This is a genomic window from Marinilabilia salmonicolor (genome assembly GCF_003003035.1).
GTDB lineage: Bacteria > Bacteroidota > Bacteroidia > Bacteroidales > Marinilabiliaceae > Marinilabilia > Marinilabilia salmonicolor_A.
Window position 1 is genome coordinate 139285 of sequence record NZ_PVTS01000009.1, and the last position, 19523, is coordinate 158807.

The 19523-nt window shown below is 42.7% G+C and carries 14 protein-coding genes; 3 read left to right on the forward strand and 11 right to left on the reverse strand.

The features are described 5' to 3' along the window. The first annotated feature begins 191 nt into the window (after positions 1-191). The 3 genes from BY457_RS10910 (at position 192) to BY457_RS10920 (ending at position 6595) form a co-directional block, all read left to right on the forward strand. The gene (locus BY457_RS10910) at positions 192-2150 is read left to right on the forward strand and encodes a glycoside hydrolase family 97 protein (protein WP_106153364.1); all 1959 of its coding nucleotides are present in this window, start codon (positions 192-194) and stop codon (positions 2148-2150) included. Between the two features lie 337 nt (positions 2151-2487). Continuing rightward, positions 2488-4425, forward strand: coding sequence for an alpha-L-arabinofuranosidase C-terminal domain-containing protein (locus tag BY457_RS10915; RefSeq protein WP_106153365.1), 1938 nt, complete (start codon positions 2488-2490; stop codon positions 4423-4425). A 10-nt stretch (positions 4426-4435) separates the two neighbouring features. Further along, positions 4436-6595 (forward strand): family 43 glycosylhydrolase, encoded by a 2160-nt coding sequence (locus BY457_RS10920; RefSeq protein WP_106153366.1) that lies wholly within the window; start codon positions 4436-4438, stop codon positions 6593-6595. Positions 6596-6936: 341 nt separating this feature from the next. On the opposite strand, the gene BY457_RS10925 is transcribed toward BY457_RS10920, so the two are convergent. From BY457_RS10925 to BY457_RS10975, 11 genes are all read right to left on the reverse strand, one after another. Next, positions 6937-7737, reverse strand: a complete 801-nt coding sequence (locus BY457_RS10925) for a lipopolysaccharide kinase InaA family protein (RefSeq protein ID WP_106153367.1) — start codon at positions 7735-7737, stop codon at positions 6937-6939. Positions 7738-7938: 201 nt separating this feature from the next. Then, positions 7939-8997 carry a VOC family protein gene (locus BY457_RS10930; protein ID WP_106153368.1) on the reverse strand — a complete coding sequence of 353 codons (1059 nt, stop codon included), beginning with the start codon at positions 8995-8997 and terminating at the stop codon, positions 7939-7941. A 186-nt stretch (positions 8998-9183) separates the two neighbouring features. Then, positions 9184-9978, reverse strand: coding sequence for an SDR family oxidoreductase (locus tag BY457_RS10935; RefSeq protein ID WP_106153369.1), 795 nt, complete (start codon positions 9976-9978; stop codon positions 9184-9186). A gap of 25 nt (positions 9979-10003) precedes the next feature. After that, positions 10004-12460: a DUF5686 and carboxypeptidase-like regulatory domain-containing protein gene (locus BY457_RS10940; RefSeq protein ID WP_106153370.1), complete on the reverse strand. Its 2457-nt coding sequence runs from the start codon at positions 12458-12460 to the stop codon at positions 10004-10006. Next, positions 12460-13053, reverse strand: coding sequence for a CDP-alcohol phosphatidyltransferase family protein (locus BY457_RS10945; protein ID WP_106153371.1), 594 nt, complete (start codon positions 13051-13053; stop codon positions 12460-12462). Before BY457_RS10945 ends, BY457_RS10940 begins: the two co-directional genes overlap by 1 nt. Before the next feature lie 51 nt (positions 13054-13104). Beyond that, entirely contained in the window at positions 13105-14223 is a 1119-nt protein-coding gene (locus BY457_RS10950; RefSeq protein WP_106153372.1) for an SDR family oxidoreductase, read from the reverse strand. Positions 14224-14239: 16 nt separating this feature from the next. Then, the gene (locus BY457_RS10955; protein WP_106153373.1) at positions 14240-14914 is read right to left on the reverse strand and encodes a diacylglycerol/polyprenol kinase family protein; all 675 of its coding nucleotides are present in this window, start codon (positions 14912-14914) and stop codon (positions 14240-14242) included. A 15-nt stretch (positions 14915-14929) separates the two neighbouring features. Beyond that, the gene (locus BY457_RS10960; protein ID WP_106153374.1) at positions 14930-15658 is read right to left on the reverse strand and encodes a phosphatidate cytidylyltransferase; all 729 of its coding nucleotides are present in this window, start codon (positions 15656-15658) and stop codon (positions 14930-14932) included. Then, on the reverse strand, positions 15655-16449 hold the full coding sequence (locus BY457_RS10965) for a sulfite exporter TauE/SafE family protein (protein WP_106153375.1): 795 nt from the start codon (positions 16447-16449) through the stop codon (positions 15655-15657). Before BY457_RS10965 ends, BY457_RS10960 begins: the two co-directional genes overlap by 4 nt. A gap of 1 nt (position 16450) precedes the next feature. Beyond that, positions 16451-17221: an outer membrane lipoprotein-sorting protein gene (locus BY457_RS10970; RefSeq protein ID WP_106153376.1), complete on the reverse strand. Its 771-nt coding sequence runs from the start codon at positions 17219-17221 to the stop codon at positions 16451-16453. Positions 17222-17238: 17 nt separating this feature from the next. Continuing rightward, positions 17239-19500, reverse strand: a complete 2262-nt coding sequence (locus BY457_RS10975; protein ID WP_106153377.1) for an efflux RND transporter permease subunit — start codon at positions 19498-19500, stop codon at positions 17239-17241. Positions 19501-19523 lie beyond the last annotated feature (23 nt).

Consider the following 19523-nt stretch of genomic DNA (forward strand, 5'->3'; position numbering starts at 1 on the left):
AGATGACAAAAGACTCGGTATGTATAACTTTTTGGACAGCCTGTTCTGATTAAATTTGTTTTCAGCGTAGTTTAAATAAACTTTTATTTGGCTGTGAAACAGCATGAAAAGAGAATTACCAAATAATGGTGTAATACTTTTTATGAGTTTTCCAGAAGTTTCGGGAACCAGAATAAACAAATTATATAGGGATGAAAAACTTAATAACCTTAACAATTGCATTGTTTACATTTTGCACTACTCAGGCTTCCAATTCTATTGCTGTAGAAAGTCCGGATGCCAACCTTGAAGTGAAAATAGAAAACAGAGAAGGTCAGATTTTTTATTCGGTCTATTTGAATAAAAAGATTTTTCTTGAAAACTCTCCGCTTGGCTTAAAAACTTCTATTGGAGATTTTTCCAGGGGTATGAGCTATGTTTCCCATCATCAGCAAAGAATTCAGGATTCTTATGATCTGGATCGGGCAAAAGTAAGCCATGTTGATTATGAGGCAACTGAATGTTCCAGCGAATTTGTGAATTCCAATAAGGATACATTGCAGGTGATTTTTCGTGTGAGCAACAATGATGTTGCCTTCTCTTATAAGTTGATTGCCAAAGACAGAAACACCATGGTGATTATCAACGAGGAAGCGACAGGCTTTGATCTTCCTGATTATTCCACCACTTTTATTACCCATCAGGCTACACCCATGATAGGATGGGAACAGACCAAACCCAGTTACGAAGAGGAGTATACTTATGATGAACCGATGGGGATGCCTTCGAAGTATGGGGTTGGTTATACCTTTCCGGCACTTTTTAAAGTTGGGGATGACGGCTGGGTGTTAATTTCCGAGACAGGTGTTGACAGTCGCTATGTCGGGTCAAGATTGGGAGACGGAACGAAGGAAGGCTTTTATCCGCTTGAGTTTCCCCAGTCAGGTGAAAACAATGGAATGGATGGAACTTATGCGGCTATGGCTATGCCCGCCCGCACCCCCTGGCGGACAATCACGTTGGGGGAAACACTAAAGCCAATCGTTGAATCTACAGTTATGTTCGATGTGGTTAAACCTCTTTATGAACCGTCGATGGATTATAAAATGGGCCGTGCAACCTGGAGCTGGATTGTGTGGCAGGATCAGAGCATAAACTATGATGATCAGGTGGAGTATATTGACCTGGCAGCTGATCTTAATTTTGAATATGTGCTTATCGATAACTGGTGGGATCGCAATATTGGGCGTGAGCGAATGGAGGAGCTTGTGAAGTACGCTAATTCCAAAAATGTAGATGTTTTGCTGTGGTACAACTCCAATGGTTATTGGAACAATGCGCCTCAAACGCCTCAGGATTGTATGAATACAGCTCCTGCCCGGAAAAAAGAGATGGAGTGGTTGCAGCGCAATGGTGTTAAAGGTCTGAAAATAGATTTTTTTGGTGGTGACAAGCAGGCAACGATGAAACTGTATGAAGATATCCTTACCGATGCCAATGAGTATGGTCTGGGTATTACTTTTCATGGATGTACACTTCCACGGGGCTGGCAACGGATGTTTCCCAATTATGTAACCTCCGAAGCGGTTCTGGCTTCAGAGAATCTGATATTTACACAAGATGCCAGCGACAAACATGCTCATTATGCCACCATTCTGCCCTTCACCCGAAATGCTGTGGGAGCGATGGATTTTGCCCCGGTATTCTTGAATGAACGGTTGACAAGAACGCAGGAGGGGGGAAGCATTCGCCGTACCACCGATGCTTTTGAATTGGCAACTGGAGTTCTTTACTTTTCACCTATACAGCACTTTGGTCTTACCCCAAACAATTTGAATGAACAACCGGAATATGTTCTGAATATTATCCGGGAAATGCCCAGCGTCTGGGATGAGACTGTCTTTGTGGAAGGATATCCCGGGAAATATGCAGTGCTGGCCAGAAGAAAGGGCGAAAAATGGTATGTAGCAGCCGTAAATGGAGAGAAAGATACCAAAAAATTAAATCTTCAATTGCCAATGTTGCATGGCCAAAAAGTCAAATTGATATACGATAAAGAGGATCGCTCCGCTGGAGAAAAGGTAGTGAAGCTTGATAACAAAGGAGGGGTAAAACTGACATTGTTGCCTGAAGGCGGTGCTTTAATCGTAGCTGAAAAAAGTGAAAGGTAATTTAATCTGTAGGATGTCCAAAAAGTCACTGTATTTGTTTTCCTGAGCATTTTTTAGAAGATGAAAATCATTGACAGAGAGATTTTTCACTTTGTAGCCAATGACTGGTATTCACAACAGGCTGAAAATTAAGATTGTATTTATTGGCCCCCATTCGTGGACCTGATACCAATTGTTCAGCCTCACCCCGGGTTATTAACCCGGGGTAATTCAAATTTGCCCCCTTCAGGGACGAGCCAATTCTGTTGTTTACACATTAATCCCCAAATATTTTTGGGGTAGGCACTCAGAATGACAAAGGACTGGAAGTTTTGGACAGCCTTGTAAAATAGTAAAAATGAAAAATATAACATTAACACTCACTTTTGTCCTGTTGGCCTTTATCGGACAGGCACAAGAGTTATTTGAAGTAAATCTGAAAAAAAAGGGCTCCGAAATCCAGCCGGAAATGTTTGGAGTTTTCTTCGAGGATATCAATTTTGGAGCAGATGGCGGTTTGTATGCCGAGTTGATCAAAAACCGCTCTTTTGAGTTTCATCATCCTTTTGTGGGGTGGACACCCTTTGGAGATGTCACTGTCAGTGAGGAAAACCCCTGCTTTGAGCGAAATCCCCACTATGTGAGACTAAAGGAGAAGGGATCAAGGAGAGGAGCAGGTCTGGAGAACGAAGGTTTCCGGAGAATGGGTTTCCGAAAAAACAGTGGGTATAATTTTTCATTTTATGCCCGCACACCGGAAGCCGGGGAAATGAAATTCAGAATAGAACTGGTGGGGTCGGATGAGGAAATAATCGGGAGAGGGGAAATTCTGGTGAATGGTCCTGATTGGAAGAAATATTCGGTAAGCCTGAAGGCGGAAGAGACCGATGCAAAAGGGAAACTGCGTCTGATTCTCGAGAGTCCCGGGGTGGCAGATCTGGATCATATTTCCATGTTCCCTTCAGAGACTTGGAAGAATCGTGCCAACGGTCTGCGCAAAGATCTTGTGGAAGCACTTTATGAGCTGAATCCCGGAGTTTTCAGATTCCCCGGAGGTTGCATTATCGAAGGAAATACTTTGGAATCCCGTTACCAGTGGAAGCATAGCGTAGGGCCTGTTGAAAACCGGCCGCTCAACGAAAATAGATGGAACTATACTTTTAAGCACCGGTTTTTTCCTGATTATTACCAGACCTATGGACTTGGATTTTATGAGTATTTTCTCCTGAGTGAAGATCTTGGTGCCGAACCATTGCCTGTGATAAACTGTGGACTGGCATGTCAATATGAAAGTACCGAATGTGTGGCAGTGGATGATCTGGGACCATATATTCAGGATGCTGTTGATCTGATTGAATTTGCCAACGGATCTGTTATTTCAACGTGGGGGAAAGTGCGTGCCGATATGGGACATCCCGAGCCGTTTAACCTGAAAATGATAGGTATCGGAAATGAACAATGGGGACCCCAGTACCCTGAGCGTTTGAAAAAGTTTATGGAAGTCCTTCGCGAAAAGCATCCTGAGATTAAAATTGTGGGATCCTCCGGCCCAACACCTGATGGAGAAAGGTTTGATTATTTGTGGCAACAAATGAAAGAACTTAAGGTGGATCTGGTGGATGAACATTACTATCGCAGTCCTGAATGGTTTCTTGAGAATGCAGACCGCTACGATGATTATGACCGGAAAGGGCCAAAAGTCTTTGCGGGAGAATTTGCAGCTCATCATGCGAGTCGGGATAACAATGTTCGGTCAGCCATTGCAGAGGCGGCTTTTATGACCGGGCTGGAGCGTAATGCTGATGTTGTAGAGCTGGCCACTTATGCTCCCTTGTTTGCTCACATGGATGCCTGGCAATGGAAACCCGATATGATATGGTTTGATAATTTATCGGTTGTACGAACGCCGAATTATTACGTTCAGCAGATGGTTGGACAGAATACGGGAACCCATGTGCTTGATATTCAACAAAATGGAAGCAGTATTGTGGGGCAGGATAGTCTTTATGCCAGTGCTGTTTTGAATGAAACCTCTTCAGCCGTAATTGTGAAAGCGGTGAATGCTTCTTCCGAAATAAAAGAGATCACCGTGAGCCTGAAAGGCCTCAAAGGGTCAATACAAAATGCAAGAGTGGAAATCACTGAATTGCATTCAAACGATCCGGAAGCTGTAAATTCACTGGATAATCCCAATTTAGTAGTTCCGGTTTTTTCTTTTGTGCAGACTGATGAAAATAGTTTTACTATTAATGCCCGCGGAAACTCCTTTTATGTCTGTAAACTAAAAATAAATTAAACCCAAAGAAATGCGTATAACAAAGGTTTTTAAAAAATTGTGGCTGGCATTCATTGTTCCGCTGACGGGAATTACTATCAGTCTGGCCGGTTGCAGTAGTCAGAATAATTATGAGGCTTACCTTTTTGCCTACTTTACCGGAAACGGTCCGGGAGAAGAGTCCATTCGGTTTGCCCTGAGTCCGGATGGGTATAATTATCGTGCACTCAATGATAATATGCCGGTGATCGATTCCAAAAAGATCAGTCGCTCGGGAGGGGTGCGTGATCCCCATTTGCTGAGGGGTGAAGACGGGAAACACTTTTATATGGTGGCAACAGATCTTTATGTACCCGACATGGGATGGAACAATTATGCATTGATTCTGATGAAATCTGAGGATCTGATTCATTGGGAGTCATCGGTGATCAATATCCCGGAAACCTATCCCGAAGTTTTTGGAAATGTTGATCGTGTGTGGGCACCACAAACTATCTACGATGAACAGCAAGGAAAGTACATGGTTTATTTCTCCATGAAAGAGCAAGAGAATCATCCCGATATTATCTATTATGCTTATGCAAATGATGATTTTACGGCCCTGGAGACTGAGCCTAAACAGCTGTTTTTTCATCCTGAAGGGAAGTCGTGTATTGATGGTGATATTGTTAAAAAGAATGGAAAATTCCATCTCTTTTTCAAGACCGAAGGTCATGGCAATGGTATCAAAAAAGCAGTCTCCGATAAGCTTACTGAAGGATACAGTATGCAGGATGAATACCTGCAACAAACAACGGATGCTGTTGAAGGATCCGGTACTTTTAAGCTGATTGGGCAGGATAAGTATATCCTGATGTATGACGTTTACATGAAGGGAAAATATCAGTTTACTGAGTCCACAGATCTGGAGCATTTCAAAGTAGTGGACGAACAGATTTCCATGGATTTTCATCCAAGGCACGGGTCGGTTTTGCCGATTACCGGAGATGAGTACCAGCTTTTGATGGACAAATGGGGAGGAGTGGAAATGTTTGGTATTGAAAAGACTGAATCACCTTATGTGAAGTCCAATAATGTTGTATTTGATCATGAAGCAGGAGAGATATTCCTGCCCGTAAAAAGTAGCACTGATCTGAGCAACCTGGATCCTCAGTTTTCATCTGCTTTTGAAGCGAGGATTTCGCCGGAGGGCCCTCAGGATTTCTCTCAGGGGCCTGTGGTTTATGAAGTAGAAGTACCTCAGATTGGTTCTCTAAAGTACAAGGTGACAGCAGCTATTCATCGCAATCCTGTATTGGAAGGCTACTATGCCGATCCTGAAATAATTTATTCTCAGCGTGACGAAAAGTATTATTTGTATCCCACAAGTGACGGGCATCACGGTTGGTCGGGTGATTATTTCGAAGCATTTTCTTCAACCAATCTGGTGGACTGGGAAAATGAAGGAGTAATTTTGGATCTGAAAACAGATGTCCCCTGGGGCCCCCGTAATGCCTGGGCACCGACTGCTATTGAAAGAAAAGTGGATGGGAACTACAAGTATTTCTACTATTTCACTGCAGCTCAGAAAATAGGAGTTGCGGTTAGCGACAACCCGCAAGGTCCTTTTATTGATAGCGGAAAGCCACTGGTTAACTGGAAGCCTGAAGGGGTGTCGGGAGGTCAGGAAATTGACCCTGATGTCTTTTTTGATCCCCAATCTCAGAATTATTTTTTGTTCTGGGGCAATGGTTATCTTGCCGGAGCACGATTGAAGGATGACATGGTTTCGCTTGACCGGTCAACAGTTCAGGTGATGACACCTGCCGATGACACCTTTCGGGAAGGTGTGGAAGTATTCATTCGAAACGGGAAATATTATTTCCTGTGGTCCGAAAATGATACCCGTAGTCCGGATTATCGCGTGCGCTATGCTATGGCCGACAGTCCCATGGGCCCATTAACCATTCCTGAGCACAATCTGGTGATCGCCCGTGATGATTCCAAAGAAATTTATGGGACAGGCCACAATTCTGTCATTCAGAAAGCCGGTTCTGATGAGTGGTTTATTGTTTATCACCGCTTCAATCGTCCCAAAGGAATAGATATGGGAGACAGTGCAGGATTTCATCGTGAAGTATGCATAGATCGTTTGGAGTTTGATGAGCAGGGGCTTATTGTACCGGTGAAACCAACACTTGAAGGAATTTGATTGGTATTGTTTGTTAAAGAAACCGGGGAACATGCGATTGAAAACGTATGACTCCCGGTATTACAAGAAAACACCCGGGAGGAATAAGCTAATAGTATCAAGGGCCATGAAGATAGCATTTACTTAGAAACTGTTTAAATTTTGTTTTTGTAGGGTGTTTTTGAAGGATTGAGCTCTTTAGGCAAGTCAAAATTGACGAGAATAGCAGCGCTATTTAAGGAAATTTTGACGAAGTATAAGAGTTCAAGACTCGAAAACATCTCAAAGGATAAAACTTAAACAGTTTCTTAAACTAACCGGGTGTCTGCGTCTCTACAAAGAAAAAGGAATACTGCACTGGTTTATGAATGTGTTACAGGTTCAACAATTTTATTTACCCTGGGCTTGAGCAGGTGCAATAGTCTTTTGGTACCTCGTCTTAAGGCAGAGAAGGATAGGTGGCTCCAGATGAGCGAAAAAGTATATTGGATAGGATCTCCTTTTGTGATACGTGCATATTCTTCTGCCATGATGGTGAGCGGCAATGGTTTGTTGGTGAGTTTACTCAGGTTTTGTATCCCTTTTTGAGGGGATATGGACTTCTTTATTTTAATGCGGTTTAGATCGATGATGGAGAAATTGTACCCATTTCGGGGTGTTTCGGAAATGAGGATATTTCCGGCACTCAGGTCATTGTGCCAGATTCCTGCTGGATGAACGCTTCCGGCCATAAAACGGGCAAATTCTTTAAATATTCTGGGGGATCGGTGATCCTGAGAGTTCAGCATTTCGCCAAGTGTGAAAGAATGGTTTTGGTAAAAGGATACATAGTAACTTTCGCGAAGTATACCCCATATGTCTCTTACCTCCACAAACCCGAGTGGTTCGGGTGTTTCGATTCCTTTGCTGAGGAGGTGCCTGGCAAGTCGGAAAGAACGAATGGCCTTAGATGGCCGAAACCAGGAATACATTAGCCGGTTGAAAAGTGTTACCTTTTTAAAGGACTTGACACAGAGTAAAATTTCTCTGTGCTTGAAGATTTTGATTTCATTCCTGGCCGATTTGATGGTTACTCCTTTGTGATGGAAAAAGTTGGGGAGATTATCGAAAAAGGGGCGCAAGCTTTCTGAAACTGTTTCTACTTTTATTTTTGCCTTTCCCATATTTGGATTTTTGCATTTTCAGGTAAAATTACTTAAGAATCCCGGGGCTTTTATCAGCCAGTAGATGAAGAGGGAAAAAAGCCGGTTGAGGGGTTGAAAAGGGAGCATGAACAGATCAGCAAAACGGCAGGGAGTGAAGCGAAACCCTGCTTCATATTCCCTGCCGAAAATATTGCATTACAAATAATCGGTTTTTTATTATTAATCTTTTACTCTGCTGAATGTGAGGGTTTTTACCATCCAGTTGGGGAGTGGCTTTTGAGGGGCTCTTTTCTTCAGGTTGATGTAAAGCCCCAGTTTTTCGATGATGGGGAGCTTGTGGGTCTCTACGAATTCGATGGGGGTACCATCGGGGTCTGAGATGTATGAAAAATGACCTGCGGCACTTCCCATATCAAAACTGTCGGCACTATTAACGGTGAAAGGAAATCCCCTAGCCTCACACTCCATTTGTAACGCCTCCATTCCTTTGATATCAAAACAGAGGTGAATAAATCCCAGTTCTCCCCAGATGCGTTTTTCGAAAATTTTTCGGGGATTGCGCTCCAGTGACTGCACCAGCTCAATTTGGGTAGGTCCCAACAATTTGCTGAAAGGACCCGTACGGTGCTCTTTATGCTCCAGTAGTACACGTCTGTATTTCTCTTTTCCTCCGGGCAAGGGCTCAAAATCTTCAAAGACCCCTGATTTGTCAGAAACTACATCATCGTATTGGAGAATTTCGGAATATACCTCCATGGCCTTGTCAATGTCGGATACCCCGATCACTGCCCCTGCCACCCCACCGGTGAGAGATTTTTGTTTCATGAAGCATCGGTCGTCCTCCAGCACTTCGAAGATATTATTGTAAGGGTCTTTGAGGTAATAGTGTAACCTGTTTTCCGGATTGAGAACAGGCTCACCCAAGATGTCTATCCCCATTTTCTTGTGTTGGTCGTATGCCCTCAAAACGTTGCGGCATTTCATTTTGGTGATAAAGATTCCTGTATCCCCAAGTTTAGCATCGAAAACCGGTGGTTTCGGTTCCATTTGCGTATGCTGCCATACTTCAAAGCCACCGCCCCCTTCCATATTCATGGCTAGTGCCGCATAGCGTTCACAATCTTTGTCATTGGTATAGTGGTGCATCAGCCTGGCTGTCGCCGTATCTTCAAAGACTTTAATGTCCATGCCAAAAGCACGCCGATACCATTTCCAGCCTTCCCGCGCATCTTTTAAGCCTACGCCGATTTGTTGAATTCCAACGATATTCTTTTTCATCAGTATATGATTTTTTTAAGTTATTGGTTTGATGGAAGGAGTTGTCCAAAAATTACAAAGCACCAAAAAAGTGTCATGTTGAGCGTAATCGAAACATTTGTCTTTCAAACGAACAGATTCTTTGACAAGCTCAGAATGACATCAACATTGGACTTTTGGGACAGCTTCTTCCATATTTTATTTTTTTTAATTTTTTACTTTGGTTACTAATCGATGATATAAAGCCGGCAGCCACCTGTGGATATAAACCATGAGGATTTCCTTGTTTCCAATAAGGACTTCTTTGCGTTGTTTTTTTATCGCATTGATGATTTTTTTTGCACATTTTTCAGGGGACATACCTCCGGCCTGACCATTGTCCATTTTGTTGTGAGCAGAGCCATCCGCAGTAATCGCATTGAGCGAAATATTGGTTTTTATCCGCCCCGGAGAAACGATGGTTACCTTGATGTTATCGTCTGTGAGTTCAGCCCTTAGGGATTCAAAAAAGCCCTGAATTGCATGTTTCGATGCCGAATATGCTGTGCGCAAGGGAAAGCCGAATTTTCCGGTAATACTACTGACGGCAACGATATGTCCTGATCCCTGGCTGAGCATGAATGGTAAAACTGCTTTGGTGAGCTGTACCATTCCAAAGAAGTTGACTTCCATTATGCGGCGGTCAATATTAACAGGCGTTTCACGGGCAAGTGAGCGTTGGCTGATTCCTGCATTGTTGATAAGAATATCTATATTACCCAGTTCGTTGGTAACTTGCTGAACAGCCAGCGGTATTTGTGCGAAATCGGAAAGGTCAAGGGGCTGAATCTTGCAAAAAGAAGTATATTCCATACAGGCTTTTCGGGTTTGCTTCAACGCATGGCTGTTTCGTGCCGATAGCACAAGCAGTGCCTCCTCTCGTGCCAGTGCAACAGCCAGAGCTTTTCCTATGCCGGAAGAGGCTCCTGTGATCCAGATTTTCTTGTTCTTTAAGGTTTTCATTTTTCTTTTTTAGGTTTAAAAGGGGTTAAAAGCTCATTTCTGCTCTTATGCGAATGCCATCTTTGTCGGTAAAACCGCTATGGCGATAATGATTGCCAATCAGCCTGACGTACTCAACTCTGAGGAATTTAAATATGTTTGTAAGTCCCAATCCAAGTTCGGCGTATGGCACGGAGTCTTTTGAATAGTAGGCAGGAAGATCAAAAACTCCATTGTAATCGTCAGTAAGTGTGCCGTAATGCCCTTTGAAGGAAACGATTTCCCGTAATTTTAATTTTTTGATAAGTGGTACCCTGTTGAGCAGGATTCCCCCACCATTGAAATGAAAATGGGTGTTGGTATAGAGGTTATGGGCAAAAGCGGCATGGTGGAGCAGATTAAACTGGTATTTTGCAAACCCCATTGACATGGAGCCTGCCGGCTGATCCAGCAGGTCATAAGGGGCATCACCGTAAAGCCATCCGGCATTGAGCATATATTCCATAAAAACCTGTCCCATGTTTAAGCGGCCTTTGATGGAGCCATGTAAATGGGAATACCATTCACCGTCTTTCATTTCTGCACCGGGCAACAGGGTTTGACCGATATCCCAGCTCAAATTGATGACCGGAATGGGGTCGAGATAATAGATTCGGTCGAAATAGAACTTATCGTAATGTTGTCCGGAAACGATCCTCAGGTTCATCAGGAGCCCATAGTTTTCATAAGTTTCAAATTGGGTGAAGTCGCTTGAGAAGATGACTTGGGGTGTTTGAGAGCTATGAAGGTAATAGGGCGAAAATTCCAGTTGATAATTGTCATTTACATTGTACTCGAAGCGAAGATCCAGACTTTTTTCTTCCTTAAGGTACGGGTCTTTTTCAGTAGAGGTAAGAGCGGCAATAAGGTTTCCGTTTCCTTTAGGGTTTGGATTGTTTTTTACGAATCGATGAAATTTATCGTGAGAGACCAGAGAATAATCGTCGGAATAGTTGAGCCGGAGAATAAATTTGTCAGATTCCCCTGGTTGCACAATCATATTGGCCCCGTATTTCAGTTCTTTATTTTTGGTTCCCATTCCCAGGAAACCACCGACTGAAAAGTGTTTTGATAATTGTTGGCTTGTACGAAGGGGGATGGTAAACCGGTGGCCTTCGATGGCGTTGGTGCTGTAGATGGTGAACATGGGCCCGATGTCGATTTTTCCGGCGTTGAGGTAGCCTGTGAGTGCAAGTCCACCAAGGGCATCAACTCCTTTGATCAGACTTTGTTCTTTGAGTTTTTCCACGCGGTAATAGTCGGCCTCTCTCGTTGAACTTTGCTCAAAATCAGGACTCTCAGCCCAGGTATTGTTATTCTGGGACTCTGGGTCATTTGTGAGTGCATATTGTGTTAGTTTATTGACAATCCAGTTGCCGGAGGAGATGTTATCCACTGTTTCTGAGCTGTAAAGTGAATCCGTCTCACTATTTAGTGTCAGTGACATATTGATGCGTACATCCTGTTCCCTGTAAAACCATTCTCCTTGCGGTGTTTTTTGAAATGAAACATGACCGCGAAACCCGTTTACAAAGTTGAGGTTGGCTTCTTTTGGAATATTTACTTCCATACTTGTGAGCGCAAAACTATTGTCCTCAATGGTGAAACTACCGGAGAAGAGCTGATCCAGTCTGTTTTTCGGTGCAAAGGAAAAATGGAAATATTTAGCGTTATTTATGGTTGAGCTGTCATTGAGATAGAGGTTGTATCTTGACAGTGCATTTTCTGCCAGTGGCGAAAGAAAGGACCTGTTAAGGATATTGATGTATTCGTCATAGAAATCCAGGTTTATTACCACATTGCGAAGAATGTATGTTTCGATGGCCTGATTTATTCTGGGGAAAATGCCGTCTTTTTTTTGATATACGGATTGAACGGAATCGCTGGTTATGAGCGCTCCATTTTCTGCAAGATATATTGGTGTGAAACGGATGTTATTTTCGTCGCCACTGATCGTAAGTTCTTTAAAGTTGTCAATAAGCCCGGGAACCCTCGACGCGGTATCCACAGCGATGTAAACATTGGTTGTTGAGAGTGTTTTGTAATTGTCTGTGTTTTGGATATTTTGCTTGTTGACTTCTTTGTTTTTCTGAATCTGTCGAAATAAGACAACAGCCCGTTCAACTTCCGGTTTTACCGTAACCTCATCGATGTTTTGGATGTTTTGTTGCAGGAAAATTGTTAGTTTATCCCCCTTGAATTCACTGAGCGCTTTTTGCTTCTGGAAATAACCGACCGATGAAAACAACAGTGTATCCTGCCTGGGATTGGACAAGGCAAAGGCACCGTTGATATCGGCGGTAGTACCCTGGAGGGTTCCTTTTACCGAGATATTTGCAAAAGGTACCGGCTCCCGGGTCTCCTTGTCCAACACAACACCCGTCAGTTGTTGAGCATTCAGCAGGCCGCCAAACAACCAGAGTAGCGCAGTAATCCAACCTGTTTTATAGTTTATTTTAATCATTAATTATTCCGCTCTTTTTTCAATAACCAGTAAAGACCTTTTACGCCTATTTTGATGTCGTCCAGCTTAAAGAGGACAAATATTTTTTCGATGTAAGCAAGTGTTCCCCAACCGATGGCCAGATAATAGAACCAGGGCCAGAAGCCGAAAACAAACAGAACGAAAAAGAATATTCCCTGAAGATAACCTGCAGAAACAGCAGAATAGAGGTGAAGACCCGGAATTTTGCCGAATCGTAAAAAAGAGACGATGTAACTGAGAATAAAAACTCCCAGAAACAGGAATAGTATCCAGCCGTGAGGTTCAATAACGTCCCACTTGAAAATGAAAAGTCCAGTCAGTGCCATTGCATAGGTGACAATATCTGCAAGGTTGTCGAGGGCTGCTCCAAAGTTGGTTTGCAGTTTAAAGAACCGGGCAATATTTCCGTCAAGAATGTCGCTTACCAGGCTAATGCAAAGCAGAACAACAAATGTTTCTTCTTTGCCGGTGATTGCCATGTAAAGGATTACCGGGAATACCAGTAATCTGTAAAGACTGAGCAGGTTGGGAACGTTTAGAACTTTTTCTCCTTTGATGGTGAGTTGCTTCATTGTTTCGTTGTTTTTTCGTTTGATACTGAATTGATGCTTTAATTTTCCGAACTATTCGTTTTCAATGGGAACTTCTTTTTGGGTGGGAATTTTCTTAAAGCTATTCTTGATGAAATAGTTTAGCATCCGGAAAACAGTTTGTTCATCCATGCAGTCGTCAACAGGAGTTATTACTGCATCACGTTTTGAGGTATCAAACTGAATATTGATGTTGGTATAGTTGCCGGTAAAGGACATGCCAACTGCCATTAATCTTTCCAGAGCATTCATTTGTGAATGTTCGAGTTCCGGATCAGGCACAATATCCATAGGCATCAGTTTTTTCAGACTATTGATGATGTAGCTGTTTTTGACCGGTTTGTTTGCCACAAAATTCATTATCGTGGGAACGCTTATGGCATTAACTGTTTGATGCAGGTAATCGACAGCCACATTTATGGGAATCAGGTTTTGTGTACCATCGGGGGAAATTTTTGCCCTCACCTTATTTTCAGGGTGCCGTTTAGCCAGCTTACAGACTCTTTTGGAAAAATCAAAAATGCCGTAATCTGTTTTTGTAATGCCTGTACGATTATCTCCTGTTACCTGAGATAAACGAATGACATGCCCGCGGAGTCCATTGTGGTCAATATTACGTTTGACTACATTTTCGGCCAGCCTTTTCGACCATTCGTAGTAATTGCGAAAGGATGAAATGTCCTGATCGGGATAGAATTTTTCTTCGAATATCTCTTCTGTGTTTCCGCACGAATAGGCAGTTCCAACAAAGAAAAAGCGGGAATCAGCCGATGAGAAGGCGGAAAAAAGGTTGACCGAGTTCTCTACCCCTCTGACATTGACAGCAAGCAATTCGTCTTTGGACTTGCGGTCATATTTGAGACTTGCTGCAAAATGAAAATAGTCCACATCAGTTTTGAATAATTCCTGCAGACGGGTTTCAGAAAGACCAAAGTTCTTATCAAGCAGAGAATAATCCACAATCATCAGGTTGTCGAGGGAGGGGGTGTTTCCGTCATTGATGACATTTAAAGCCTGAATTACCCTGTCCTCTGCTGAAGATTTAGTGTTCCCTCTTACCAAAGCCAAGACCTGGTAATGATGTTTTAAGAGTTCATTTATGAAGTTGGAGGCCACATATCCATTGGCTCCGTTAACAATTACTCGCTTCATGTTGTAAGGTTATCTGTTATAAAAATGATACTAATACTAATATTACTGCCATGGGAATGGATAAGTTGTCCGACCCTCGCCAACTAATCAATTCTCCCAGTGTTCCAGCCGTTGCGACCAATAATCCGAGCCAGTATGTCTTAAAGTCAAAAATATCGCGGTGAAGCCATAGTGCAAGCATGGCTATAATCAGACTGGTGATAAAAAAAGCTGTGGTGCCCAGCCAGGTTTTATTGAATTTGCGTTTGCCCAGTTTTATCCTTCCGTTGTATTTTTTAATGTTGATGCCCAGAATCGCAGCCATAGGGTCGCATATTGCTAAAATGAGCATGGGCAGGATAAATAATAGTTTATTTTCCAGCAGACATGAGATGAGGAAGGTGAGATATATGGATAGTGGTAAAAGGTAACTCCCCATGGATTTACGGCGGATGTCGTGAATGGACTTAAGTTTCCTGCTGTATTGTGTGATGGCCAGAACCAGAAAAAAGAGAAACGCAAGAATGAGTACATACCAGTGCGACGGGAATATGTATGGAAATGGTACGGTAGCCAGTGTGGCTGAGAAGTGCGCAAACTTCCGGGTGATCTCTCCTCTGATTTTTAGTCGTCGGTAGTTTATTTCATTGAAAGCCAGCAAAACAGCTATTCCGATCAAATAAATAAATGAAATTGCGATTATATTATCCATGTGAAATTTAATTTTTCAAATGTTTAAGAACCATGCAGAAAGGGCCACCCAGGCACCTCCTGCTAAGAGGCTGTCAAATCTGTCAAGCAATCCACCGTGTCCGGGAATAAGATTGCTGAAGTCTTTGGCTTGAAATATCCTTTTGTACCATGATGCTGCCAAATCTCCCGCAAAAGCAAAAACGATGATGCCGGTGGCAATAATCAGTAATTCTGTTAGAGTGCCTGAAAAAAGTTTGTGCAGGAGGATGGCACTGAAAAGTGCCACCAGAGTTCCACCGATAAAACCTCCCCAGGTTTTATGTGGGCTGATTTTTGGCACTATTTTTTGACGACCCCAAAGTTGCCCGGTGATCTGGCTGAAACTATCGAAAATGGAGAGGGTGAGGAAAGAGAACAGAATCAAATTTTTATTAAGGAGGCTAAATGTAAAAAGGCCGTAAGATAAGGCAGTGAAAATAAGTAACGAGATGAGAAAGATGCCTTTATTTTTGTAGCCTGTTGACTGATGAAGGAAAAAGAGTTCCATCATACCCCCGCCAATGATGACAAAGCTGATGTATTTGAAAAAAACAGGATTGATTACAATGGAGAAAAAGAGCAGGTTGATAATGATGAAATAGACCCCAAACTTGGTGTAACTTTTGCGTGCAACCTGTATCGGTTTATGCCTGTTGATGAGATAGAATCCTATACCTCCTGCCAAAAAATAACTTAAAATGATGATGTATATCAGTTTTATCATGCGATTATCATTAAAATGCCAATGAGTACCATTACAGTGGCATAGACATACTTTATTGAACTTTCAGAATTCTCGGTTTTTATGTTGGATAAAATAACGGGCCCCAGCAAAGCTCCTGGTATGGAACCTGCTGTGAGGAGTGTCACCAGGGTCAGGTCTATTTGGCCCATTAAAAAATGTGCGCCTACAGCAAAAGAGGTGTTGACAACCAGTACAAAAAGGGAGGTTCCTATAACCATTTTTACCGGGAGTCTGGCCGCGAATAAACCCGCCAGAACCGGTGCCGTTCCACTGGTTCCGAAGGTTCCCGTAATTATACCAGCCAGGAAACCGTAGGCTGGTTTTTTTAAATAGTTAGTTGGTTTTCTTCTTTTGTTAAAGGTTTTGTTTGTTTTATCAGACCGGCGCTGTTTTACATTCATAAGCATTAAGCCACCTATACCAACTGCGTAAATCCCAAAAATCGTTTTGAGCAATTGGGGGATGATGTAGTTTGCGATGGCAGCACCGGCAAAAGCACCCAAAATACCGGAGATGGCGAATACCGAGCCAGTTCGGATATCCATGTTACCTTTTCTGTAATGCATTGCAGCCCCAACGATACATATTGGTAACGTAGCTACCAGCGAGGTGATGACAGCTGTCTGAGCCGGAGCCCCAATGACCAGGGTGAGTATTGGCAGAAAGAAAAAACCGCCACCGCCGCCCAGAATCGTACCAAACAGGCCAACTATTAATCCTGCGAGGGGGAGTAAATAGTAGATTGGTTCTATGGTTGAGAAGAATGTCATTTTATGGCTGCAGGTTTTTGTCCAAATCAAAATCGGAATCTCTGATTTGAGTTAGCTGACTTAGTTTTGTGATAGTTAACTCAGAGGTTTTGCCACTGGTAGGATTGTAAACGTGTACCTTGTATGGAAAATGATTTTCTGAAGTATAAAATTCGGGATGTCTGTAATCTGTGAATTCAGTATCGGAGGTGAGGTTGCCTTTGTTATCAAAAGAATTGATGCGGTACAACAGTTCAGCCTGCACATCAAGATAAGCCACCAGGTATTCGGCATTTCCGGGAAGCTGAAGTTTTATTTTTTGAACTTCCCTGCCATTAAAATTATCTTTTTCTTCTTCTGAGATGAGATAATCGTCAAAAGCCGCGCTGCTGAAATGGTTCATCGGAATTTCGGTGCCGGGAATTTTTAATTTGCGATTATTGGCTCTGAATTTCCTGATTTTTCCTGTTGAAGGCAAAAATATTTCAATGGTACTCTTTCGGCTTTTGTCGATGAAGTGAGTCGTTAAAATTTGAGTTCCTTTTAAATCTTCCGGTGCAGTAATTTCTATCATTACCTTTCTTGCTTTCTCAAAGCGCCCAAAAGAGACGTTTAATTTGCGTAAGATGCTGCTGCCTCCTGCATCGGTAGTTTCCAGTGTTATCTGTGCCTGTGCGTCCTTAAGCGCAAGTTTTTTCACTGCATTTTCGAAAGCAGTTTTAGTCTGTTTTTCAGCTCCGTTTGCTGGATTAATTATTCCCAACAGGTATATGAATAGTAGGGCTATTTGCATAGTTTGTTTATTAGCAATTAATTATTTTGGTCTGGTTCCAGAAATTTCGGTTTGGTTAAGGTGACAATAGCAGGTACAAGTAATAATGCACAAATCAGACAGGAAAAGATTGAAATGACTACCAGGAGTCCGAAAAAACGGAGGGGTGCAAAACCTGAGAATGCCAGAACGGCAAAGCCAATGATTACTGATAATGCATTGAATATAATGCCTCTTCCTGTTGTCGATAGTGTTGTTGAAATGGCTTTTACTATGCTGCCCTGTGCTGCAAATTCTGCCTTGTATCTCCAAAGGAAGTGGATGGTGTAATCGATTCCCACACCAATCATGACAGAGGAGAGCAAAGCAGTTACAATATCCAATGGTATTCCGAAAAAACCCATCAGTCCAAACAGCAGGAGGGTAGAGAAAAGAAGCGGTAAACTTCCGTGTATTCCAGCAACTATTGATTTGAATATGATGGATAATAGAATGATGATGATAAAAAATGCCAGTATGAGCGATGTGATCTGTCCGCGGATAACCATGTCTGCAATTTGAATTTTGGACAATCCCGGTCCGGCAATTCCTTTCAGCAAAGGGTCTTTTCCGGCAATATTGTAAAGTTCATTGAGGAGTTTTTTCCCGGTTTCGTTACTGCCATCCGTAAGGCTAACGAGTATTCTGGCATTCTTGCGATTCAGGTCTATCAGTTGTGCTATCTGTTTGTCGAAACCAGCCATAGATGCGATTTCGAGATATTGGGCTGCTTCGGGCCGGGTTTGGGGCAGATTGTCAAATTCGGATTCATCTTCAGAGTATAATCCTTTGCTCAGCTCTCTAAAAAGTGTAACAGGAGAAATGATGTTACCTGCCTGAGGCAATAGTGCTATTTGAGCGGTATATTGATCAATTCGCCGGAGTACTTCGGGTTCGAGGATATCGCCGGAAAAGAGTAAAGAAATATATTGTGAACCTCCTAGTTTCTTATTGGTTAGTTTTATGCCGGTGCCAACGTTTGAGTCGCCGGTAAAATATTCTTCTACATTGGTGTCTACCTTAAGGAGAAAAAGGCCCCCGATACTGATGAAAGAAATCACCAGAAAGGAACCAACGATGGTTTTTGGATGCTTATTGACTCCACGTGCCAAAAGATGTAGGCTTTTGTTTAAGAAGCCGGTGGTGCTTCTTTTAATGACCGGTGTTTTGGGGGCTTTTGTATAGAATGTGAGTAGAACCGGGATTAGGTAAAGACTCAACACCAGTGCAATGCCAATGCCTGCCGAAGCAAGAACACCCAACTGAGCAGCCGGAGCCATTTGATGTGAGAGCAGCCCCAGCATACCTCCAATTGTTGTAAGGCCTGTGATGGTGATGGGGCGTTTGAGTTCACGGAAAATTTTTTGCGGAATGGCGGAAGGGGGGATCTCTTGATTTTTACCGGATTCTTCCTGATATAAGTTGATGAGGTGAATGCCATAATCGTTGGCGATGGCTATCAACATGATGGGCAGAAGTACCGAAACCAGCGATATTTCCCACGAAAAAAGGGCCATGAGACCAAATGTTAACACAATGGAAAGCAGGACCACCAGAAAGGGTAACAGAACGCCTTTCCACTCTCTGAAAAAAAGAAAGAGCATAACAATCATCACAATCAGAGCTGCGGGGAGTAAGGTTATAAGATCTTTTTTGATGTAGGATTTAACAGAATTTCTTATGTAAGCCAGTCCGCCAATGTGGATTTCGTCCTTACCGGGAATTTCTCCAATTATGCGGTTGATTTCAGCAATGATGGTTCGGTCGTCGCTGTACTCTGATTTGGTAAGAATAATGGCGGAGGTGGTGAAATCATTACTTATAAGATGTCCGGCCAACGGATTTTTGGCAATCTTCTGTTTCAGTAATTTCAGTTCTGACGGCTTATCCGGAATGTGTGAAAGAAGAGGGTAAATCTCTGTGAAACCATCTTCTTCCCGAAACCCGATGACATCCTTTAAGGAGAAAGTGTGCTCTATACCATCAATGTTTTGCAGCTGTTCTGTAAGCCGGATAGTTCTGGTAAAACTACGGGGGTTAAAAACGCCTTCTTCGTTGTATTGAATCAACAGGAGCTTTTCATTGCCTCCGAAAATGCTGTCCAGTTTGTTCAGAAAAGTGCGATTATTTATGTTTTCGGGTATGTATTTGTCGAATGACGGATTAATACTCAGATGAGGGATCAACCAGAGTGCCAGGATGGTTAAAATGCCTGTCCCTGCAATGAGTGTGGTGCGGTATGTTGAGTTTTGTAACTTCACAGCGTTTCTTTGGCAGATTTAAC